Source organism: Litoribacter ruber, assembly GCF_018500185.1.
GTDB lineage: Bacteria > Bacteroidota > Bacteroidia > Cytophagales > Cyclobacteriaceae > Litoribacter > Litoribacter ruber.
Map to the genome: position 1 here is coordinate 194,885 of NZ_JAHBGI010000003.1, position 22,957 is coordinate 217,841.

Consider the following 22,957-nt stretch of genomic DNA (forward strand, 5'->3'; position numbering starts at 1 on the left):
CTAGTTAGTTAGTGGAAACATATTGCAGCAGCAATCCACAGATGTAAGCTCCATAGGTACCTACTGCATAACCCAACACAGCCAAAAGTACACCAACCGGCGCCAAAGATGGATTAAATGCTGAAGCCACAATCGGGGCAGAAGCTGCTCCACCCACATTCGCCTGCGAGCCCACAGCTACGAAGAAAAACGGCGCCTTGATCAAATAGGCAATCACCAACATGATAATCACGTGCATGGACATCCACACCAGTCCTACCAAGAAAAGAGTAGGGTTATCAAAAATGGCCAATAAATCCATCTGCATCCCGATTGTTGCCACCAAGACGTACAATAGCACACTTCCCAATCGGGATGCCCCTGCGCCTTCAAGGTTTCTGGCCTTGGTAAATGAAAGTACCAATCCACCCGTGGTGGCTACCACGATGATATAGAAAAAGGGTTTGTCCAAAGAATAATCACCCAAGGCAGGGAAGTTTGTAGCAATAAACGGTGCCATGAAGTCCGCCACCAAATGGGCAAAACCAGTAAGGGCAAAACCCACCCCCAAGATCTTCATGGTATCCACCATGGTTGGGATTTTCATGATCCCGGCCCGGTATTTTTCCACCTTGTCCTGCAGTTCATGGATGGCTGAGCTATCCGCCTTGAAAAGCTTGTCAATCACCTTGGGTTTGGCAGCCCAGTAAAGCAATACCGCCATCCAAACATTGGCCACTAGCACGTCAACGGCAATCATTTGGCTAAACAGCTCTGGGCTCGCCCCAAACATTTCCAGCATGGCCGCCTGGTTGGCTCCCCCACCGATCCAGCTACCAGCAATGGTGGCCAGTCCTCTCCATACCTCATCAGGTCCGGCACCGCCAATTACTTCAGGGGCAAAAAACGAAACAATCAACACGGCCAACGGTCCACCCAAGACAATCCCTAAAGTCCCCGCCAAAAACATCACCAAGGCTTTTGGACCAAGCTTCATGATGGCCTTAAAATCTATACTCAGCGTAAGCAATACCAAGGATGTAGGCAGCAGATAATCTGCCGCCACTCTGTAAAGATTGGAAAATTCACCTGATATAAGGCCAAAAGAATTCAGTATCGCAGGAATGAAATAACACAGCAATATGGATGGGACCACCCTGTAAAACTTTGTCCAGAAAATTCGCTTGCTGGCACTAGTAGAAAAAACTAAGGCTAATATGGCTACCAAAATGCCTAACACTACGGCATCGTTGGTTATCAAAGGGGTGTTTTCCTGCATGGTCTTACTTATTTGACCACATAATTACGTCAAATGAGATAAAACCACAAGCCAAAGAAATAAAAGCTTTCCTATACCCTGTCCCACACGAGCATCAACTCACTGAGCATCATGGCAGTAGCTCCCCAAACCATTTCCTCATCAATATCATAATAGGGTACATCCATTTTGAGGTCATCCCTGAAATTCATGACCTTGCGCTTCTTGATGTTTTTGTCAATGAGATAACTGAACTCACATTCGATTACCCGTTTCACTTCCCTAGGATCGGGCTGAAACTGGGGTTTTTCATCTATAAAACCTAAATAAGGTGCCACCACAAAATTGCTAGGCGGTATAAAGAGTTTGGAAAGCTGGCCAAAGACTTTGACCTTTTCCATATTAATTCCGATCTCCTCATAGGTTTCCCTTACCGCAGTGGTCTCCAGACTTTCGTCATTTTCCTCCCACTTACCACCTGGGAAAGAAACCTGCCCACTGTGGGCGCCCCTGTACACTGGCCGTTTGATAAAAGGAATGGCCACGCCGTTTTTATTTGGGTAAAATAAAATGAGAACTGCCCCCCTCTTGGCACCTTTTGGCTCTTTGGTATAGAACCTGGCTTCATCCAAAGGCTCTGGCGCCATCAATATCTGTCCCTCTCTTCCCGGCAATGGTTTTTTCAAATTTCGTTCAAATCTTCTAATAACATCTTGAAGCTTCATTGAGGAAAATTTAAATTAGAGAGCTTTTTTCTTAAATACTGCTCTGATTGGTATTTGGTCGTGCTAAATGGATGGTGAAATTCTACATAACGATGTTCATCAGGAATGATCAGCCAGATCCTGGGAAGAAAATACTCCCCCTCCTGCACATGCCCCGCAACTAACAAATGAGAACCTGTCACCCACACCGCGTCTTCAAAGATGCCCATGGGCCCCATAAAAAGCAGTCTTTCCTTCATCCCATTCGCCCGAAAATATGCCACTTCACTATCCGGGTTGAATCCTACTCTTCCATCAGCGTCTAAATCAATCTTATAATCATATAGATCGACTATTCCTTTGTCCTCCGGGTGCACAAATTGGTGTGCCTTTAGAGGGTAATCGCTGTTCATCCCATATTCTTCAGGCCATTCAAAAACTTCATATTCCGTTTGCCTATGCATTTTAAATGCCATCTTATCAAACTCCCGCCCCTGCATCTGCCAATGCTCAATCCAGCGGGGCATCTTCTGAATGCCCATGTGTAGAATCTGTTCATATTTGGGTTGATTGGCAAGGGAGTCTGTTTGCTCCTCGCTGTCCTGATGTTCTTCTTGCGGGCTGCTGCAAAAGACTAGCAGCAGGCAAAATAGCGAAACTAAAAAATATGTAAAGTTTAACTTGGTCATATTTAGATAAAAATCCTAAATAAAAAAAAGGTTCGAGCATTGCCCAAACCTTTTCTTGTTCTATCAAACCTATTAAACCTATTGTGCATTATTCAATCGATTGAATAACCTGTCGGAAAGGTATAAAGATTTTTTTAAACGTCAAACAAACGTTTGCATAGAATTTTTTGGGCAACTTTGGAGGGATATATTTCCACCCTACTTTTGGTGTATTTTCAAGCACACCTACCCATAACTACCAAAACTTATTCCAAAAATCCTTATCGGCTGGTTTATTTTATTCGGATGTAAATTTTTCGGAAATTTTAGTTATTAGGCCTCCTTAAAACTCCCCCTCGCCTCGTCTGTCAGTATGCCTTCGAAGATTATTGAAATTGTCTGGTCATAGATATCAGCAGGCTTTGTCACCAACCCGCTCATCATCTGATCCGGAAATTGATCCAAAAACTTCGGGTCCATCAGGTTTTGGATGGCTGAACTGTAGATGAGTACCACAATAGTCTTATTGATGTGCGACCCGATAAATCCCTTTTCTACCCCCTCCTCTATCAAGCGCTGAAATCTCAAAAATGCGGAATCCCGGATATACTCCTGCAATTCGGTCCAAATCTCTGGAGCATGTTCCCTCAGATCGGCCAAAAGCTCCGGATTGATCGGAGCCAAATCTTTGGCAATAATGGTCAAAAACGATTTGAGCTTAATGGGGAAGGGAATGTGGGTGTTACTAATCAAAGCCTCAACTTTGATGGAAAGCTTGCTCCGCAAAAGATCAAAAGCAGCCGAAAGCAGTTCAAACTTTCCTGGAAAATATTTATAGAGCGTTTTTTTACTCATCCCCAAGCCTTGGGCGATATCGTCCATGGTAGTGTTTTTATACCCCTTGTTCAAAAACAGCTTGTACGCCTCTGCCAAGATTTTGGCCTCTATGTCCGCCTTTTTACTCATAATTAGATTTTTAGCTCTTGAATTCAGCAATAGGCAGAAACTAAGTTTTCTACCCGCTTTCAAAATTGTAGCTCAATGACCAATTTTGCAACAAATATAGGAAACTCGGCCTTTCACTGTCCGAAATTAATCAAGAATCAGACCGATTGTCCGCAATTTTCAGCCAAAACCGCTAGTTTTGGGAATTGAGTTTTCGGCAAACCCCAACCCTTATCTTTTATGAGCCAATCGGATAAAAAATCAGCTGCCAAGGATCGAATAACCGCCCTCTCGGAGCAGATAAACTATCACAACCACCTTTATTACCAAGAAGACCGCACTGAAATTTCCGACTTTGAATTTGACCAACTGCTTGAGGAACTCATCGCACTGGAGACCGAATTCCCTGAATTTTTAAAGGAGGATAGCCCCTCCCAGCGGGTAGGTGGCACCATCACCAAGGATTTTGAAACCGTGGGGCATCGCTATAAAATGCTGTCTCTTGGCAACACCTATTCCGAAGAAGAACTCAAGGCATTTGATGAGCGGGTGGCCAAAGGACTCGGTCACCGGAACTATAGCTACTTCTGTGAACTCAAGTTTGACGGGGTAGCGATCAGTTTGGTTTATGAAAACGGCAAACTGGTCAGAGCAGTCACTCGGGGTGATGGCTACAAAGGCGACAATGTGACTGCAAATATCAAGACCATCCGAAATATTCCCCTTACCGTAATAGGTGAGGATATCCCAGACAGCTTTGAAGTACGTGGAGAGATTTTTCTTCCCAGAAAAGAATTTGATAGAATAAATCAAGAACGTGCTCAAAATGAAGAGGCCCTTCTCGCCAATCCGCGGAATGCCGCCTCAGGCACCGTGAAAATGCAGGACAGCAGCATTGTGGCCAAAAGGCGCTTGAATTGCTACTTCTATCAACTTCTTGGAGAGGACCTTCAAGTATCTCAGCATGATGAGGCTATACACTTACTGGAAAAGTGGGGCTTTAACGTTTCACCTACCTACCAAAAGTGTCAAGATGTAACAGAAGTATTGCAATACATCGAGCTTTGGAGAGAGAAAAGATTTGAATTGCCCCTTGAAACTGACGGCGTGGTTTTAAAAATCAACTCCTATGATCAGCGGGAGGAGCTTGGCTTTACCGCCAAAATCCCACGATGGGCAATTGCCTATAAATATCAGGCAGAAAGTGCCGAGACTGAACTTCTATCCATCACCTATCAGGTGGGTCGAACAGGTGCCATCACGCCCGTAGCCCAGCTGAAGCCCGTATCTCTGGCGGGGACCACCGTGAAGCGTGCCTCCCTGCACAATGCCAATGAGATATTGAGATTGGACCTTCATGAAGGGGATTTTGTGTTTGTTGAAAAAGGCGGCGAAATCATCCCTAAAATCACGGGAGTTTCTCTTGACAAAAGAAGATCTGACACAAAACCCATATCCTACATCACAGAGTGCCCGGAGTGTGGCACATCGCTGATCCGAAATGAAGGAGAGGCCAAACATTATTGCCCCAACGCCCAAACCTGCCCGCCACAGGCCTTGGGTAGAATTGAACACTTTACCCACAAACGGGCCATGGATATTGACACCATGGGTACCGAGCGGATCCGGGCATTGATTGAGCAGCACCTTATCGTGTCGCCAGCAGACATCTATGAGCTCCCCGAGAAAAAGGAGCAACTCCTGGGCTTGGAGGTCAACAGCGATCAGTACACCAAAAGCAGCGAGGGGTATTTATTCGTGTCCTTGAAGAAGGCCCTTTATGCCATCACCAAGACTATCCCTTTAGCCCAAATAGATAATTTCCTGGCAGAAAATGAAGGTGTAGAGCAGACGGAATTGATGGAGAAATTTGAAAACTATGTGCGAAAAGCCAAAAAGAACATAGCCTACAATGTCCCAGTCATATGGCGCCTGAAAGATGCCCTCCAGAGCAGTTCTTTTGACCATATAGAGGATTTTCTTCCGGTTCCTGTGGTGCTAGCCGTGATATTTAAAAAGCCAGCCGAGGAATTCAGGTCTATTTGTAGAAAGGAAAACACAGTGCATGATATCATGCTCAAATATGAAGGAAATGTAGATCCAGCCCAAACCGAGCAGATCAACCGGATCAAGGGAAACACTTTCCAAGAAGGCGTGGTCAGCAACATGGTCAAAGGCATCGAGGAATCCAAAAAACAACCCTTTGAAAAGGTGCTCTTCGCTTTGGGCATCCGCAATATTGGCGAAAACACGGCCCAGCTACTGGCCAGGCATTTCAAAAGCATTGAAAAGCTCAAAGCTGCCAGTCCAGAAGAGCTGTTGGAGATAAATGGAGTCGGAGAAACTTTGGTAACCAGCCTACAGGCCTTCTTTGAAGATGAGGAAAACAACCGCACCATCGAAAGGCTAAAAAACCATGGGCTTCGGTTTGAAATCGAGGAAAAAGAGCAGAAGCTGGAAAGCAGATCACTGGAAGGCATGAAGATACTTGCATCCGGCAAGCTCAACCATTTCAAGCGTGATGAGATCATCGAGGTAGTACAAAGCCATGGAGGCACATACGTAAAGTCAGTATCCAAAAGCCTTGACTTCATCATCGAAGGCGAAGACATGGGCCCAAGTAAAAAAGAAAAAGCCGAGAAATTGGGAGTAAAACTGATATCAGAGCAGGAGTTTATGGATCTGATCAGCTAATCAATTTCCCCTAATATGTAAATTCGTATTAATCCTATTAACCATTGAAACTGCCAGAATCTTGGCCTTTGCTACGATGGAGTTCTCTTCTGTCTTCCGTCTTCGGTCTTCCGTCCAGTCCATCAAAGGGAATCAGACTACTGGCATCAATGCGGATAATCATAATTCAGTAAAAGCAGATTTTAATTTGAATAAAGCAAAAAAACCATAAATTGCTTTAAATTTAAGCCATGGAGTGGATAAAAAAGATATTTATTGGGCACAGGGTTTCCAAGCAAAGCAGGGTTCCAGGCAAGCACAATTTGGTCAAGTTTGACCGAATCAAAAACATATCCATCATAGCGGCCAATGAGGCCGAAGCCACGGAAGCCCAAAAGGCTCTCCCAAGCCATTGGCCCCATGCCTTGAACCTACATTTCATTTACAAGGAGAAAAATCCTGCAACGGAATGTTTTGATTACATGGATTTTAACCTGCTGGGAAAGCCTAATGAAAAGATAAGGGAATTTGCCAGCTATACTACAGACTTGGTACTGGTCACGCAGGAGGAAATGGACCCACTCTCAGCCCACCTGCTTCAGATGTTGCCCAAGGTTTACCGGGTGGGGTTCTTTAATGAAGCTAACCAAGTTCACCTGGATTTTATGCTTAAAAAGGAAAACATTTCCCTGACCCAAAACATTGATAATCTGATCAAGTATCTCAAAAAGATCAATTAATCCCAAAATCAGACCCTAGTCTGGTTTCGGATTTAATTCTGAATCATAACCCGAATATATACGAAATGAAAAAATTAAAAGGCACGGGCGTAGCCATGGTCACGCCTTTCAATGAAGACTATAGCATCAATTACGGGGAAGCCGAACAACTGATCAACCACCTGATCAAAGGCGGTGCGGATTACTTGGTAATCCAAGGCACTACTGGCGAGACCGCCACCCTGACAAAAGAGGAAAAGAAAGAGGTGCTGAGGCACGCCATCGAAATCACGGCAGGACGTGTACCAATTGTATACGGCATCGGTGGAAACAACACCCAAGCTGTGCTGGATGAGATCAAGACAACTGATTTTAAGGACATTGCTGCCATATTATCTGTCAGCCCTTATTACAACAAACCAAGCCAGAAGGGGATTATTGCACACTTTACCGCAATCGCCGATGCCAGCCCAGTGCCGGTGATCCTATACAATGTGCCGGGCCGAACCATGTCAAACCTGACGGCCGACACCACATTAGCATTAGCGGCTCATGAGAATATCATTGGGATAAAAGAGGCAAGCGGAAATCTGGAACAATGCATGTCTATAGCAGCCCAGCGGCCTGATGGCTTCCTGCTGATTTCTGGAGATGACCTGCTGACCACCTCTATGCGTGCAATCGGAGCTGACGGGGTTATCTCAGTATTGGCCAATGCCTATCCCGAAATCTTCAAAACCATCTGCCACGGCAGCATGGAAGAGTCCAAAAAGGCCACTTTCAAGCTTCTGGAGATCAATCCACTCATGTATGCGGAAAGCAACCCTGTAGGCGTCAAAAACCTCCTGATGCACCTAGGCGTTTGCGGTGACCAAGTCCGCCTACCACTCCTCAGAGCATCCAAGGAACTGGATTTGAAAATCAATACAGCAATGGAGAAGGTTTGAATGGTGGTTTAAGGGCTTATGGTTTAAAGTTTAAGGTCTAAGCTTTAAACTTTAAACTTTAAACCTTAAACTAGGCCCCAGGCCGATAACCAAAAAAGGTGACCGATATGGCCACCTTTTTTATTACTTTGCTTCAGCATTTTTTATGTCCTGAACTTCTTTGCGAATATCTTGAGCGATATTCTTAAGATCTTGCATGCCTTTTCTTACTCGAGTACCAGCTGCTTGATTTTTCTTGTCATAAAATTTCTCAAAATCAGCTTCCATGCCCATTACTAGATCCTTGATTTCATTAAATCTGTTCATAATAAAAATTAATTTGTTGGTTGATGATAAGTTTAATTTTTCGTTGAATATAGGTAAAATGTTTATAAAACAACAGACCTGCCAAATTTTTTGATCTAAAAATTATTCCCCAAAGGAGACTGCTAGGGCTGATTTTTTATAAAATCCGCTTGTCAACTTGTCTTTAACGGCCTCAAACGCCGCTATAGTTTCACGCACGTCTTCCAAAGTATGTACGGCCGTCGGGATCAATCTCAAAATAATCATCCCTTTAGGCACTACCGGGTATATAACTACAGAACAAAAGATGTTATAGTTTTCACGAAGATCTTTGCTCAAAGTAGCCGCTTCACCAATTGTACCGTTTAATACCACTGGTGTCACCGGAGAGGTCGTTGTTCCTATATTAAAGCCTTTTTCTTTCAATCCGTTTTGAAGTGCATTCACCACTTTCCACAGGTTTTCTTTCAATTCCGGTCTGTTTCTCAACAATTCCAGACGCTTCAAGGCCCCTTCCACCAATAACATCGGCAGGGACTTGGCGAAGATCTGAGAACGCATGTTGTACTTCAAGTAATGGATGATCTTCTCATCACCGGCAATGAACGCCCCGATGCTGGCCATAGACTTAGCAAAAGTAGAGAAGTAAAGATCAATGCCATCCTGTACGCCCTGTGCCTCACCTGCGCCTGCGCCAGTGGCACCCATGGTACCAAAACCATGCGCATCATCGACCAAAAGTCTGAACTGGTATTTCTCCTTCAAGGAAACTATTCCTTTGAGGTTACCCATGTTGCCAGTCATACCAAATACGCCCTCGGTGATCACCAAGATACCGCCTCCGGTCTCATTAGTCAACTTGGTGGCTCTTTGAAGTTGCTTCTCAAAGCTGTCCATGTCATTATGAGGGTATACAAACCGCTTACCGATGTGCATTCTCAATGCGTCTATAATACAGGCGTGACATTCGCTGTCATAGACAATTACATCCTTACGGTCCACCAAAGCGTCGATAGCCGACATGATCCCCTGATAACCGTAGTTCAGCAAGTAGGATTTCTCCTTGCCTACAAATTCCGCCAACTCATTTTCCAACTGCTCATGCAAATCCGTGTTGCCCGACATCATACGTGCCCCCATGGGGTAGGCAGCACCCCACCTTTTTGCAGCTTCTTCATCGGCCTTCCTGATCTCAGGGTGGTTGGCAAGACCCAAGTAGTTGTTCAAACTCCAGGTCAACACCTCTTTACCCTTGAATTTCATCCTAGGGGCGATTTCTCCCTCCAGTTTGGGAAACATGAAATAACCCTCTGACAATTCCGAATGCTTGCCCAATGGGCCAAGATTGGTATTTAATTTCTCAAATATATCCAAAGCTTTTAAAAGGTTTAGGTAATAACTCCTTGCTGGCTTTACAACGCCCACAAACGCCCAAAACTAATACATTTTGACTGTTACAACAAAAAAAAGCCTACAAATCAAATATTCTTTCAAAAGCTCATATTTATTTGCTTAATTCGTGTGATTCTTAGTTTAAGCCTACCCATACATGAGAAAAATCAATAAAATTTTAGTAGCCAACAGAGGGGAAATAAGTTTAAGGGTAATGAGGACTGCCCGCGAGATGGGCATCAAGACCGTTGCCGTCTATAGCGAAGCCGATCGAAACGCCCTGCACGTAAGATATGCCGACGAAGCCGTATGCCTGGGCCCTGCCCCATCGGCCCAATCCTACCTCTTAGGCGACAAGATTATTGAGGTCTGTAAGGAATTAAATGTGGACGCCATCCATCCCGGATACGGCTTTTTATCCGAAAATGCCCAGTTTGCCAAGAAAGTGACGGACGCAGGCCTAATTTTTATAGGCCCCTCTCCCGAAGCAATCGAAGTAATGGGAAGCAAGCTGGCTGCCAAGCAGGCCGTGAGCAAGTATGACATCCCCATGGTACCGGGTACCGAAGAAGCCATTGACGACATACCGGAAGCCAAGAAAACTGCCGCCGAAATCGGGTACCCAATCCTGATCAAAGCCAGTGCTGGTGGCGGCGGAAAAGGTATGAGAGTGGTTGAAAACGAAGAAGAGTTTGAAGAGCAGATGCAAAGGGCTATTTCCGAGGCTGTTTCCGCCTTTGGTGATGGTGCCGTATTTATAGAGAAATTTATCACTTCCCCAAGACACATTGAGATTCAGGTTTTGGGAGATCAACTTGGCAACGTAGTCCACCTTTTTGAGCGTGAATGCTCCGTGCAGCGCCGCCACCAGAAGGTCATAGAAGAGGCCCCGTCCGCGGTCATCACCGAAGAAAAGCGCCAAGCCATGGGCGAGGCGGCGATCGGTGTGGCAAAAGCCTGTAATTATTATGGTGCAGGCACCGTGGAATTTATCGTGGATGAAAACCTCAACTTTTATTTCCTGGAAATGAACACCCGACTGCAGGTGGAGCACCCCGTAACGGAACTCATTACCGGCATCGACTTGGTGAAGGAGCAGATCCACATTGCCGAAGGCCAGCCCATATCCTTTCAGCAGGATGAGCTCAAGATCAACGGGCATTCTGTGGAAGTGAGGGTGTATGCGGAAGATCCAAAAAACAATTTCCTCCCAGATATCGGAAAGCTGATAACCTACAAAAGACCACAAGGCCCTGGAATCAGGGTAGATGATGGATTTGAGCAGGGCATGGATATCCCCATCTATTATGACCCAATGATAGCCAAATTGGTTACCCATGGGGAAACCAGGGAGAAGGCAATCGAGAGAATGGTAAGGGCAATAGATGAATACCAAATCACAGGGATCGAAACCACCTTGCCATTCTGCAAGTTTGTGTTGCAGCACCAGGCTTTTGCCAGCGGGGATTTTGACACCAAGTTTGTGGAAAAGCATTTCTCCCCGGAGATTCTTGATGAAGAGTTCACCTCCGAAGAACAGAAAATATTGGCAGCGGCCGGTGTATTTTTATTGGAACAACAGAAACCCAAACACCAAATTGCGGAGAGCGGCACGGGAAGTGTGACCTCCAATTGGAAAAACAGACTAAAACATGGCTGAAATCCTACCTATTAAAGCTTGGCGGTATAACCCCGGATTGAGTTCGCAGATAGAGGAGCTCTCTTCTCCCCTATTTGATGTGGTATCGCCCAAGCAAAGGGAGGCTTTATACAAAAACCCTCATAACAGCATACACCTATCTGTACCCAAAGGTGAAAACCCGGCCCAGCAGGCCAAGGCCACATTGGAGGTATGGAAAAGCACCGGTGTGATCCAACAGGACCGCATCCCGGGCATTTATGTGTATTACCAATACTTTCGACTGCCTGGACAGGACCGGGACATGTGCCGAAAGGGGTTTATAATCAACGTCAAGGCATACGATTGGGATGAGAATGTAATTCTCCGTCATGAGAACACCATCGCAAAGGCCGTCAATGACCGAATTGAGTTGTTAAAAGAGACTGGCTTTCAATCCAGCCCCACGCATGGCCTTTATCGGGATCCAGACCATGTGTTGGAAAAATACATGGATCAGGCCGTAGCCGACCCGCTTTATGATATTGAGGATTATCAGGGGGTAAGGGAAAAGCTGGGCGTTATCCATGATGCGCGAATTATTTCGGAATTTCTTCAGACCCTTCGGGATAAGAAAATCATACTTGCCGATGGACACCACCGCTATGAAGGTGCCCTCTCCTATCGCAAGGAGATGATGGCCAACAACCCGGCTCACACCGGCAAAGAGGCTTACAATTATCATATGATGTACCTTACCAATGCGGAAACCAAAGATTTAAGGATCTTGCCCACGCACCGGGTATTTCAAAATCTCAAGATCTCGGAGGAAGAAATTCTTTCCCGCTTGGAAAACGACTTCATCATCAAAACCCTCAATGACCCCCAGGAAATCGAAGAGCTGATTCTGCACAAACAATGGGCATTCGGGCTCATTTTCCCAGAATCCGCCTATAAAATCCGCCTAAAGCCGGAAAAATTCATGGAATTTAACCACAACCTTCCCGATGCGGTGAAGCATTTGGACCTTTCCATATTGCACTACTTTTTCATTGAAAGGATTTTGGGAATACCCATGGAAAAACAGCGCTTCTCAGACAACATCGACTATGAGCGCAACTTAAGCCGGTGCCATTTAAAGGTTTCGAAGGGAGAAGCCAACTTCGCAGTGATCACCAAGGAAATCTCCATGAAGGAGGTAATCGCAGTGTGTGAAAGCGGGTCGGTTATGCCTCAGAAATCCACTTATTTTTATCCTAAGGCTTTGTCGGGATTGATCTTTGGATCCGTCCTACAGGATGATTTCGAGTTTCCTTATGAGCTTTTTGAAAATCACGTCAACACCATCAGCAGTCACTAGGCCATGTTGATCTTGGAAAAAAATGTAATCCTGGCGTCCAAATCTCCCAGAAGGCAAGAACTTCTTAAGGGGTTGGATATTGCCTTTCAGGTAAAAAGCAAGGACACGGATGAGTCCTATCCTCCCGAGCTGCCTCATGAAAAGGTGGCCGAATACCTGGCTAGAAAAAAAGCAGAGGCTTTCCGCTCCAGTTTAAAGGAGGAGGACTTAATTATTACTTCTGACACCGTAGTGATTACCGATCATAAAATCCTGGAAAAGCCTGCCACAAAGGAAGATGCCCACCAAATGCTACGCAACCTCTCAGGCCGAATTCACAAGGTAATCACTGGCGTCTGCATGATGGACTCTCATAAAACCATCAGCTTTGATGATGTCACCCAGGTCCATTTTGCAGAAATCAACGATGCTGAAATCCAGTATTACATTGAGCGCTACAAACCCTTTGATAAGGCCGGTGCCTACGGTATCCAGGAATGGATTGGCTATGTGGGGGTGGACAAGATCATCGGCAGTTTTTACACGGTAATGGGCCTTCCTGTGCACAAGGTTTATAAAGAGCTAAAGAATTGGGATTCGAATTAAATTATTAAACTGTTTTGCCTAATGAAAAACGAAGCCTGGAATGCCGAAGTCGACCTGCTAAAATCCATCATAGAAGAAACGGAGCTTGAAAGAACAACCAAATGGGGAGCTGATGTGTATGTGATCAATAATATCAATGTAATCAGTGTTGGCGCATTCAAAAACTATGTATCTATTTGGTTTTACGATGGCGTATTTTTAACTGATCCCCTAGGGGTGTTGGGCAATTCCCAAGAGGGGAAGACAAAAGCTTTGCGGCATTGGAAATTTTACGCTGCCAAAGAAATTGATGTTGATAAGGTAAGAGAATATGTATTGGAAGCAATCCAAAACGCAAAAATGGGGAAAACATGGAAGCCTGAGAAAAACAACAAAGTTGATCTCCCCGCAATTTTGAAGGATGCATTTGAAAAGAACCCTGATTTTAAAAATGCTTTTTTTGCCTTAACACCAGGAAAGCAAAAAGAGTATATCGAACACATCACATCAGCCAAAAGGGAAGCCACCCAGCTTTCCCGCATCGAAAAGATGCAGCCTTTGGTCTTGAGAGGGGAAGGCTTGCATGATAAATACAAAAAGTAAGATTTTAGTCTACTGATTTAAAATACTTAGTATATAGTACCGTGTACCTAGTACATTTTTCTTATATTAGCCCATCAACTAATCCTTCCTCATATGAAAAGATTGTTATTTTCCCTCCTTATTGTTGTTCTTGTTTCACAACCCCAAACTTCCATAGCCCAATTAGCAGCGTGGGGAATTGTAAAAGGAGAAGTCCTGCCTTATCGTACCGGCGATACCATCCCGGTTTACGGCATGAAGGAAATGAACAAAAAGAAGTATCAGTATTTCATCCAGGGGGAAAACCAGGTTTTTCATTTCGTGAGCCAAGACCGCGTAGAGCTTCTGCCTACCTCTTTTAATTATTGGGAGTCGGTGTGGTTTGCTAACCGGGCCGCTGATATCAAAAAGGATGGTTGGGACCGGGACCTGCGCGATGAGCTCAATGAGGACGCCATTGAATATTATTCGAATGCCAAAAAGAACGACATGCTCTTTGAGGATGATATGCTGACAGACTACCTGTATCAAATTGTCTACAATGTATTCCCGGAGGATTTGATCAAGCACCGAAACAGAAACCTTAGTGTAGTCGTCGTCAAATCTACTACCCCGGAATCTTTTTCCTTTGACAATGGCATGATCGTGTTGACGACAGCAGAATTGGCCCAAATGGAAAATGAGGAGCAATTGGTTAAATTGTTGACCGAGCGGGTGTCAAATGTGGTTTTGGAACATAATTTACTGAACACGAAAAAAGCCATTAGAGCAGAAAGGCGCGCCAATATGTGGGGCAACTTGTTTACCGTGGCCTCGGCGGCGACCATGGCCTATACCAACAATCGGTATGGTACCTATTTTGATGCCTATGATGCTTTAGATATGGGCATTTCCGCACAGTTTATTTCCGGAAGCATCTTGCAGAGCATAGGGGCCAAGTATTCCAGTGAGCAATATCAACTGGCTTCCTCGATTGCCGATCAATATCTGCAGCAGCACCCTGGAAAGTTTGATAATGAAAAGGAAGCGTTTTTGGCAAATATTTCGGGAGCCATTTCCTATACGGCATGGCAGGAGTACCATTTGAAAAATTATGATTATGCTTTGAGTTTGGTTGACCGGCTGTATGTAAATCATCTGGCTACAGAGGAAGACTTCTTGCTGCTTTCCAAAGTCTATCGGAAAACCATCAATACCGAAGAAGGAAACAACCTGGCACTGGGTTACCTTAAAGAGGCCCAAAAGCTGGCCATCACCCCTATGATCGAAATCGACAAAGAAGCCGGTCTCCTCTACCTTCGCCAAAATGACAAAGAAAACGCCAAAAAATCCTTCCAAGCCTACCGCGACAACCTCATAAAGCTCCAGGAAAAAGGCAACAACGTCAACTCAGAGCTCAAAAGCATCAACCAAATCATGTTCAAACACCGCCTCAACGGCGAAGTGGAATATGAGGCTTCGATTGATTAAACCGCAACTCCCAGTCCCAGAGGGACGACCCATATAATAACCCCAGGTGAAAACCTGGGGATCCAAACCAACGCAACACCACACGGAGTCCCAGAGGGACGAGCCATATAGAAACGTGCACACATCGGCCGTCCCCATGGGACTATAAAACCCCTTCCCGCTCTGCGATCCCTGGGGTGAACCAAAGGGCCAGTACATCGGCCGCTCCTAGCAGAGCCCTATAAGGCTACAACAACCCAGGTAATCAAATCATATACAGCCATACAAAATTAAACGACTAATTAGACTGAGGATCAAGGATTTTACCATCATTTGTTCTAAATTAGATCAATCCTTTTTAAGTAAACTTCTTAACTTTTTTATTTATGGCTAACACATATTCTTCCCTTGTGGTACAGACAGTTTTTGCGGTGAAGTATCACAGCTCCATGCTGGACAAGGCTTGGAGGCAGGAGCTTTTCGGGGTAATTGGTAATCTTATCAATGAAACCGACTGCAAGACCTATATCGTCAATGGGGTATCAGACTATGTCCATTGCCTTTTTGGCTTTAAGCCTGTACATTGTCTCTCAGACGTCATGCAGTCAGTGAAATCCAAATCCTCAAAATGGCTGAATGAAACAAGTTACCTCCAAACAAGATTCGAATGGCAAAACGGTTTTTCGGCCTTTTCTTACAGTCATGGTCAAGTGGAAAAAGTCTACAGGTACATCAAAAACCAAGAAGCACACCACCAATCTCAAACTTTTATCAATGAATACCGCTACATGCTACAAAAATACAAAGTAGAATATGACCAAAACTACCTCTTCCATCCCCCACTTGAAGACATACAAGTCTAAATCTCCTTTCATCAGAACATTAATCTAGCATACAAGTTGAATAGATGAATAATCACCATGTTAGATTAATTTTATGAAAAGTCTGTATCCGCTTAGTTTGCTTTTAGCTTTGTTTATTTTTTCAGCCTGTGAGACCGATGATGATCCCGTTCCAGAGCAGTTTGAAGTCTCCTATGATATGGTACCCGTTGATGACTCAGGGGTATCAGGAACTGTTACCATTAACAATGACCTCATTAGAGATATTTATATCACCGTCCAGCTTCAGGGTACCGAAGCAGGCAGAAGCTACCCCTTATCAATTAACAATGCCTCCGAGCATCTAGACTGGCCAGATGTGATCGAGTTGAACCCAATAGACGGGGAAGGAAGAAGCGAAACCAATGTCACGCAAATCAATGGCCTGCAAACAAGCATTGAAGAGTGGCTAAGTCTGGATGGGTTGGTATTGGTACATGAAAGCCAGGACAGCCTACAAAATCACCTAAGCATCGGATACCTGGGGTCCACCGATCCTAACGTCCCCGGCGGACTTTGAGTTGGTTTGAAGTTTGAAGTTTGAGGTTTAAGGCTTAAGGAAAAAAAATAGGGGCAATTGATATTCAATTGCCCCTATTTTTAAACTATAAACGTTCCGCCTAGGCGGAACAATAAACCTTAACCTCCCATTCCGGCTTTCACCCAATTGCCGACCTCAACGGTTCGTTTGGCTTGGTGAACAACGGCGGCTTGAAGGTTTTCGGTTGTGATTTCACCACTTTGGCTGACGGTCGCAGAAGCACCGTATGGGTTACCTCCTGCTCCAAAGACGGACTCATCAGAGTATCCCGGAGGCACGATGATGGCGCCCCAATGGCACATGGTTTTATAAATAGATTGTATGGTAGATTCCTGGCCTCCGTGGGGATTCATGGCAGAACTCATGGCAGAGACTACCTTGTTGACAGTTTTGCCACTAGCCCACAGGCCTCCAGTCTGGTCAATATAGGCTTGGAACTGCCCAGCTGCATTACCATACCTGGTAGGCACACTAAATATGATTACATCAGCCCACTCCAAGTCATCCATGGTCGCTTCGGTTTCATGCTGAAGCTCTTGATGGGTTTTCTTCCAGGCTTCGTTGGCATCAATGGCCGATTGGGGGGCGGTTTCTTTTACTTTTAACAAACGCACCTCAGCACCTGCTTCTTCGGCACCCATCTTGGCCCATTGGGCCATTTTATGGTTGGCTCCGGTGCTGGTATAATAAATTACGGCTACTTTTACTTGTGTCATAACTATGATTTTTAGGGTTAAAAATTCAATGTTACAACATATAATTATCAGGATTGTTTTCTTTAATTAATTAAATAGAAAAGTCCTATTCTCAGCATAGTATCATTCACATGGGGCTGATATTTTATTTCAGAACCCAATATAAATTCTTCACTTACCTTATACCCGTACCCTACTCCAATATTGATCCCCGTATTGGTCACCAACTCATTTTCCGGCAGGGCAAACTCAAGTCTTCTGCGGCGGTAATTAAGACCAAAAGTACCGTAAACCTGGTGGGTTTGATCAAGCACATAATACCTCGCATCTATCTCCAAATTACTGGCTTTACCTGTGGCCGGGAAAAAGATCCCAATTGCAGGAGCAACAGAAACCCGGTCGATTACAAAATATTCCCCGCCTAAAGTTTGGCCAAAAAGGTTACTATTAAATCCATATAGATTCCCATAATAACCTCTCACCTCCCCTTGCCCCTGAGCATAGCCAAAAGAGACCGTCAATAGCAGAAACAATATTCCAAGCGCAGCTTTTTTCATCGAGTTTGCATTCATTAAATTCTTCATTACCTGGCTAGTGATCTTCTTAAGTTTCTTCTATCTCTAAAGTCGAGCGTATAAAATAAATTCAGTCGGATGATATGTCTATTTCTATATGTTGCTGGAATATTGGTAGGGCCATACGTCCACATGTGCCCACCAAAAAACATAAAGTTATTGAGCGTATATCCGACAGCGGTGTAAATCCTGTTTTCCTCTAAAATGTTGGTGATGTGGGACCCCGTTTCAAAGAAAATCTCATTGGAGGGTGAGAAGAAAAACGTTCTATTTCCCATTCTAGGCTTGTTAATCGGAATGTAGGCATAAACCTTATACCTGTATCGATCGGTATATTGATATTCGGCCCCAAAATCATTGTCTCTTTTAAACCTGTGCTCAAAACGGAACTGATGAAATAGCTTAACCCTGCCGAAGGGCTGGATAAGCAACCACTGGTGCCAAAAACGGGGTTCAAGGGTAGATTCTACGTAATTGGGGTTTCCAGGCTCAGGGGTAAAGTTCCACACCATGGTCGGACCGAATGTTACTTCGAAATTCTCATTGACCAAATAGGTAAACCCAAATCGGTTATACAGTTGACTCATACGGCCTACAAAATCCGCCCTGTTATCGATACTGTTTCTCCTTCTGTAATGGTTCTCCTGATACCAAAACCAGCGGTCTGCAAGCCTCAATTTCACGTACAAACCGTTCCAAGACTCTGTGGTGGGGGCCAAGTTGGTACGTTCGCTGGGGATAAAAGGCTCAGGAGCCGGCATCGCCGGTGGCTGCTCCTGAGCATATAAAGACAAAGTAATGATACTTAAAACGAGAACTAAAAGGCTCCTTTTAAAATAAGTTTCTAATTGCATTGTGTGTTTTTTAAAGATCCAGAGCGGCTTCGATTCTATTAATAGAGGTTCTTCTGCCCAATCTACGCTCAATTCTTCGCGTATCTTGGTCTCTAAGCTCTATCAGCCTTTCCTGCAGCCTTTCTATATTGTCAAGGTGGGACTTGATCTGGGTATAGTCCTCTTCTTGCTCAAGCTGCCTCACGTAATGGATAAACAACACCATTCCTCCATTGTCAAACAAGCGCTCTTTCGCTCTTACATTATATCTAGTATAGGTAAAGGGATTAAAGGTTTCTTCTTGATATAGTTCATCGATATCTGCAATGGTCGGGTAGACGGCTGCCAATCGATCAAACTGCTCCTGCATTTCATTAATCAAATCCAGGATTACTTCTCCTTTTTGCATCCTATCCAAGTAAGTATCCAATTCGGAGTAGGATTGGCTCATCCTGTTAAATTCTGATTGCAAGATATTGCTATAAACACTTTCAAACATTTGAAGATCCCTGTCTGAAATAGCTTCATGGTTAAGGTAGATGGAATCCACCTCAGCCTTTCTCTCCAAAATTCTTGCTTCCAGAGTAGCCAAATCATCCGTCTGTTCCAAAACTTCAAGTTCACTGGTGATATAGCCACCTATTTGGCTTGACTTCTCCAATTCCTGCTGGATATAACTTAACACCCGTGAGGTAAGAGAGGCATCTTCTTCATAACTATACTCTACTACTTTCTCCCTGACTTCCTCACTGTAATCATATCGGATTGTATCACTTTCTAGCAAGAAAGGTAAGCCTTCTCTGGTGAAGTTTTCTTGGTTGATAAACCTGATTTGATCAGAGGTCAACATTTCAACGATGGGTTCAAGTTGATTGAGAGTTGAATCCCTTCTCTGATAATATTCATAGGCAAATGCCAAAGAATCGTCCCTAAATCTATTAATAGCTAAGGCATTCATGGTCGAAAACCCTTCAATTTCTTCACGGAGGTTTTCAAACACCTCCCCTATCTCGCCAATATTATTCCTATCTTCTTTAGAAACTGGGTATTCAAATCTTCTGGTATGAATGGGATATTGAATTAATTCTCCATCTTCATTGACAAATCCTTCATCATATTGGAGGATTCGAGAAAGTACATGGCGCAGAAACTCGTTACCCAAGGCTTGCCCTTGCATTTCCTGAAAACCCTCGCGGTAACCGTCGCTAAACTCAAGTCCGAATCTTTCCTCAGCAATGCCAATTTCGGTTTCTTCTCCTTGATTGATTCTATCTAGCCTATTAATGATGTCATAATAAATAACTTCCTGAATCACTTCACGGGTATCAATATTGGTTCTTCGGATGCCCAGCAAAAATCCGTCTTCATATCGACGGGTTTCCCTCACATATACCGTATCTTCCATGTAGGTAAATTCCCACTCCCCTACCATAACACCTTGGTTGTTTAGGCGGCCATTGATGTTGTAAGACAAGTAATCGCCAAACTGTTCAAAACTGATATTGCCAACAATTTTGTTGTTTTGAAAAGTGAAAGGCTCAGATCTAAAAAGTGGTTCGATCCTATTTCTTTCAAATTTGTTTTCGCGGTATTGCCAAGTCCCTTGAAGGATGCCTTTTTGGTATTCTGCCGTAAGTTCATAATCCTCACTTTCCAGGTCAGTGATCACTTCAAAATCCACTACGTCACGCAATTCCACACGGTGCGTTTCATTGTCGTAGCGCCATACCCCATCCTTTTGGTTTTCTATGTAACGTCCTATAACGTTTAACTTATTCAGAACCGTGCGGTCCACGGTATCAATGGTTCTTTTTGAAAAATTAAAACTACCATCGATGATAATCTCCCCATCCCTGCCTTCATAAAATGAAAAAACAGCCGTACCGTCTTCGTTATTATAGGTGTATTCCCCCTCGTAGCGGTCCCGCTGCTGTGCAGTAAGGTGGTGTGAGATGACCAAAATAAAAAACAAGCTGAGGCTTGCTTTAAGTAACCTAAACATAAAACTATTCATCCAAACGTTAATTATTTCCAAATACGTGTACTAAAGTGAAAGCCGAGATCATAAAAAAATGTTGGAAATAATACTGAAAATATTTCCAAAACATTTATCCAAAAATAAGCCAATTTATCCTGTTAAAAAACAATTCCCACATATCTCGATTAAATGAAGGTATCTATGCTACATCTCATTGCCCTAAATTTCTGCCGACAACTCCCCCAACCCTTTCACTCTTAAAGCTTAAGACCAGTTGAGTAGATTTTTTCGAAATTAATGAATATAGCAACCCAATTCAATTTCAAATACCGTACCCAAAATCGCAAAACAATCCCATGATGGTGATTTTTTCCACAAAGTGAGTAAATAAATGCTCATTTAAATGCAGTTTTAAGAAATAAATTAGTCCCTATCAATTTGCTTAAACAGCTTCTCCACTCCCCTGATCACAGTCTCCTGAAGATGCCCTGCGCCGCGGGGCAAAACCTTCTCCACCGTCCCCATCCAGACGGCCTCCCCCATTACTGGGTCAACGAGATGTATGGTCATGGTGCCTTGCTGATACCGGCCTACTTCTACGGTTTCGCTCTTCCAGGTGTACCTCCGCTGTCCTATATAGTTAAAAGTTCCCGGATCGGTGACCAAGCCGGTTTGACGGGTCTGCACCCGGTCCTCCACGGCAATACCGATGTTGACCAACAATTCCGGGTTTTCGCGGTCGTGTGTAAGTCCCCTGGCTTCCATTTGTCGCACTATCTGATCCTTTAAAAAATTGATCTTTTCCCTATAATCCCTGCTGAAGGCCTCACCATCGTTCTCTATAAATCTAAAACTGGAATATTGCACTAGCGAAAAGTCCTGATGCCGATCCAGCACCTCCACCTGGGCCGTTCTACAGGAAAACAATAAAGCTACGCATACTATAAGACCGAATCGATACATGATAAGCTATGTTGGTATATTATAGTCTACGGGATTATCTTTGGTCGGTTATGGATTGGGGGATGTCCCATTTCATGTATCCCAAACTCTTACTTGAGCGACCGCATTTTAAATACATCTATAATTTCAAGGTATTGGTATTGCCTATTGTAAAGTCTCACATATTTGCCGTTGACCAGTTGATAAGGTTCAATCTTTAGCATCACCAAATAAATCAAGCCCGGATTAAGGTCAATTGTTGGCAAATCCAGCGAGAAACCACTTTGTCGATTCTTTATATGAAGAATGGCACTGGACTCCCCCAGTAATTCTCCTTCCACCTTGTTAAAATCATATCCACCAACTAAAACGCTGACACCTATATAGTCATACAGATTAGACAACTTCTCCTCTATAAATTCAAACTTGATCTTATTTCTTCCATCCTCCTTTACAAATTCCGGATCAGAAAAATACACTGATAAATTCATTCCCTCGTGGAATTTGAACCCTGCCAAATATTTGGCATGCTGGAATATAAATGGCTTCCCAGACATAAAACGCTCTTTATCACCCAGCATCCCTTGATGTATCACTCCGGAAAGCCTAAAATGGGTTTTATGATCAAAGAACCCCCTTTCAATACCTATCAGGCTTTTTCTGATCATTTTGCCTAAAGAGGATGACTTCCCTTTTATTTTTCCATATTGCCTGAATTCTGAGAATTCAGAAGCTTTTTTAACCTTCTTTGAAAATGACTTCCCTGGAGCCTTTCTTTTCCTTAGCTCTCCATTTACCTTATAATAAATGTAATCTCCATTCCGTCCCAAAAAATCACCCGAACTGTCTGCTTTGCTCATAAAAGATGTAATTTATATGAAATCCTTAAAAAAAACCTGTTTTAACCGCCACTATACACTACACAAACCTTTATATATCAAGCTAATATAAATAAAATATTGAAATACAAGTATATCAAAGGCAAGTAATACGCAAGATAAAGCAAAGTAATACGCAAATAATACGCAGGCCATGCTTACAGGAAAGCTAGTGATCATCTAGTCCTCCTCTATAAATTAACCTCATTGGTTTAACACCTACTTACTATCTTATACATACCTGTCTTAATCTCTAAATACACCACCTCCCAATAAAATAAAGCAAACAGTTTTCACACAGTCTGTGAAGCTGGGGGAAAGTGTGGTACTTGCCAGCCTGAATAATCCCAGACTCAGACATCCCCCTTCTTTGCGCTTCTTTTCATCTTTGAGGTGGGATTTTGCTCAGCATAGAGGTACAGCCTCTACTTTCACAGCCCCTTTGCTCTGCCTTGGGACAACCAGGTAATTAATCCTAAACTCCTAAACAG

The 22,957-nt window shown here is 43.8% G+C and carries 23 protein-coding genes; 10 read left to right on the forward strand and 13 right to left on the reverse strand.

Annotated features, from left to right (window positions below; all coding sequences use genetic code 11):
- Positions 1-4: 4 nt before the first annotated feature.
- From KIH41_RS05325 to KIH41_RS05340, 4 genes are all read right to left on the reverse strand, one after another.
- Complete coding sequence (locus KIH41_RS05325; protein ID WP_214161772.1) at positions 5-1,258, reverse strand: DUF819 family protein; 1,254 nt, start codon at positions 1,256-1,258, stop codon at positions 5-7.
- A 71-nt stretch (positions 1,259-1,329) separates the two neighbouring features.
- On the reverse strand, positions 1,330-1,962 hold the full coding sequence (locus KIH41_RS05330) for an NUDIX hydrolase (protein WP_213944004.1): 633 nt from the start codon (positions 1,960-1,962) through the stop codon (positions 1,330-1,332).
- Positions 1,959-2,630: a bifunctional isocitrate dehydrogenase kinase/phosphatase gene (locus KIH41_RS05335; RefSeq protein ID WP_214161773.1), complete on the reverse strand. Its 672-nt coding sequence runs from the start codon at positions 2,628-2,630 to the stop codon at positions 1,959-1,961. Before KIH41_RS05335 ends, KIH41_RS05330 begins: the two co-directional genes overlap by 4 nt.
- A gap of 312 nt (positions 2,631-2,942) precedes the next feature.
- A complete protein-coding gene (locus KIH41_RS05340; RefSeq protein ID WP_213944002.1) occupies positions 2,943-3,575 on the reverse strand; it encodes a TetR/AcrR family transcriptional regulator in 633 nt (210 codons plus the stop codon).
- A 219-nt stretch (positions 3,576-3,794) separates the two neighbouring features.
- Between KIH41_RS05340 and ligA the strand changes: the two genes are divergently transcribed.
- The gene (ligA, locus tag KIH41_RS05345; protein WP_214161774.1) at positions 3,795-6,248 is read left to right on the forward strand and encodes an NAD-dependent DNA ligase LigA; all 2,454 of its coding nucleotides are present in this window, start codon (positions 3,795-3,797) and stop codon (positions 6,246-6,248) included.
- A 37-nt stretch (positions 6,249-6,285) separates the two neighbouring features.
- Here the strand turns inward: ligA and KIH41_RS18205 are convergent, their stop codons facing one another.
- Complete coding sequence (locus KIH41_RS18205) at positions 6,286-6,411, reverse strand: hypothetical protein (RefSeq protein ID WP_262897959.1); 126 nt, start codon at positions 6,409-6,411, stop codon at positions 6,286-6,288.
- A gap of 67 nt (positions 6,412-6,478) precedes the next feature.
- Between KIH41_RS18205 and KIH41_RS05350 the strand changes: the two genes are divergently transcribed.
- On the forward strand, positions 6,479-6,967 hold the full coding sequence (locus tag KIH41_RS05350) for a DUF6913 domain-containing protein (protein WP_214161775.1): 489 nt from the start codon (positions 6,479-6,481) through the stop codon (positions 6,965-6,967).
- Between the two features lie 65 nt (positions 6,968-7,032).
- The gene (gene dapA / locus KIH41_RS05355) at positions 7,033-7,893 is read left to right on the forward strand and encodes a 4-hydroxy-tetrahydrodipicolinate synthase (RefSeq protein ID WP_213943999.1); all 861 of its coding nucleotides are present in this window, start codon (positions 7,033-7,035) and stop codon (positions 7,891-7,893) included.
- A 123-nt stretch (positions 7,894-8,016) separates the two neighbouring features.
- Here the strand turns inward: dapA and KIH41_RS05360 are convergent, their stop codons facing one another.
- Both KIH41_RS05360 and KIH41_RS05365 read right to left on the reverse strand, forming a co-directional pair.
- Positions 8,017-8,199, reverse strand: coding sequence for a histone H1 (locus KIH41_RS05360; RefSeq protein ID WP_213943998.1), 183 nt, complete (start codon positions 8,197-8,199; stop codon positions 8,017-8,019).
- Positions 8,200-8,301: 102 nt separating this feature from the next.
- Positions 8,302-9,552 carry an aminotransferase class I/II-fold pyridoxal phosphate-dependent enzyme gene (locus tag KIH41_RS05365; protein ID WP_214161776.1) on the reverse strand — a complete coding sequence of 417 codons (1,251 nt, stop codon included), beginning with the start codon at positions 9,550-9,552 and terminating at the stop codon, positions 8,302-8,304.
- Positions 9,553-9,727: 175 nt separating this feature from the next.
- Here KIH41_RS05365 and accC point away from each other — a divergent pair, with 175 nt between their 5' ends.
- The 7 genes from accC (at position 9,728) to KIH41_RS05400 (ending at position 16,544) form a co-directional block, all read left to right on the forward strand.
- A complete protein-coding gene (accC, locus tag KIH41_RS05370; protein ID WP_214161777.1) occupies positions 9,728-11,230 on the forward strand; it encodes an acetyl-CoA carboxylase biotin carboxylase subunit in 1,503 nt (500 codons plus the stop codon).
- Entirely contained in the window at positions 11,223-12,548 is a 1,326-nt protein-coding gene (locus KIH41_RS05375) for a DUF1015 domain-containing protein (protein WP_213943995.1), read from the forward strand. Before accC ends, KIH41_RS05375 begins: the two co-directional genes overlap by 8 nt.
- 3 nt (positions 12,549-12,551) lie before the next feature.
- A complete protein-coding gene (locus tag KIH41_RS05380) occupies positions 12,552-13,133 on the forward strand; it encodes a Maf family nucleotide pyrophosphatase (protein ID WP_213943994.1) in 582 nt (193 codons plus the stop codon).
- A gap of 21 nt (positions 13,134-13,154) precedes the next feature.
- Positions 13,155-13,715: a YdeI/OmpD-associated family protein gene (locus KIH41_RS05385; RefSeq protein WP_214161778.1), complete on the forward strand. Its 561-nt coding sequence runs from the start codon at positions 13,155-13,157 to the stop codon at positions 13,713-13,715.
- A 93-nt stretch (positions 13,716-13,808) separates the two neighbouring features.
- Positions 13,809-15,164, forward strand: coding sequence for a hypothetical protein (locus tag KIH41_RS05390; RefSeq protein ID WP_213943992.1), 1,356 nt, complete (start codon positions 13,809-13,811; stop codon positions 15,162-15,164).
- 365 nt (positions 15,165-15,529) lie between these two features.
- The gene (gene tnpA / locus KIH41_RS05395; protein WP_214161779.1) at positions 15,530-16,006 is read left to right on the forward strand and encodes an IS200/IS605 family transposase; all 477 of its coding nucleotides are present in this window, start codon (positions 15,530-15,532) and stop codon (positions 16,004-16,006) included.
- A 73-nt stretch (positions 16,007-16,079) separates the two neighbouring features.
- Positions 16,080-16,544, forward strand: coding sequence for a hypothetical protein (locus KIH41_RS05400; RefSeq protein WP_214161780.1), 465 nt, complete (start codon positions 16,080-16,082; stop codon positions 16,542-16,544).
- A gap of 119 nt (positions 16,545-16,663) precedes the next feature.
- On the opposite strand, the gene wrbA is transcribed toward KIH41_RS05400, so the two are convergent.
- The 6 genes from wrbA to KIH41_RS05430 all read right to left on the reverse strand — a co-directional run bounded on the left by wrbA (position 16,664) and on the right by KIH41_RS05430 (position 22,448).
- A complete protein-coding gene (gene wrbA / locus KIH41_RS05405; protein WP_214161781.1) occupies positions 16,664-17,281 on the reverse strand; it encodes an NAD(P)H:quinone oxidoreductase in 618 nt (205 codons plus the stop codon).
- Between the two features lie 62 nt (positions 17,282-17,343).
- Positions 17,344-17,817 carry a hypothetical protein gene (locus tag KIH41_RS05410; protein ID WP_213943988.1) on the reverse strand — a complete coding sequence of 158 codons (474 nt, stop codon included), beginning with the start codon at positions 17,815-17,817 and terminating at the stop codon, positions 17,344-17,346.
- A 26-nt stretch (positions 17,818-17,843) separates the two neighbouring features.
- Positions 17,844-18,629 carry a DUF2490 domain-containing protein gene (locus KIH41_RS05415; RefSeq protein ID WP_213943987.1) on the reverse strand — a complete coding sequence of 262 codons (786 nt, stop codon included), beginning with the start codon at positions 18,627-18,629 and terminating at the stop codon, positions 17,844-17,846.
- Between the two features lie 70 nt (positions 18,630-18,699).
- Positions 18,700-20,670: a hypothetical protein gene (locus KIH41_RS05420; RefSeq protein WP_214161782.1), complete on the reverse strand. Its 1,971-nt coding sequence runs from the start codon at positions 20,668-20,670 to the stop codon at positions 18,700-18,702.
- A 399-nt stretch (positions 20,671-21,069) separates the two neighbouring features.
- Positions 21,070-21,609 (reverse strand): DUF4136 domain-containing protein, encoded by a 540-nt coding sequence (locus KIH41_RS05425; protein WP_213943985.1) that lies wholly within the window; start codon positions 21,607-21,609, stop codon positions 21,070-21,072.
- A gap of 89 nt (positions 21,610-21,698) precedes the next feature.
- Positions 21,699-22,448 (reverse strand): hypothetical protein, encoded by a 750-nt coding sequence (locus KIH41_RS05430; protein WP_213943984.1) that lies wholly within the window; start codon positions 22,446-22,448, stop codon positions 21,699-21,701.
- Positions 22,449-22,957: the final 509 nt, after the last annotated feature.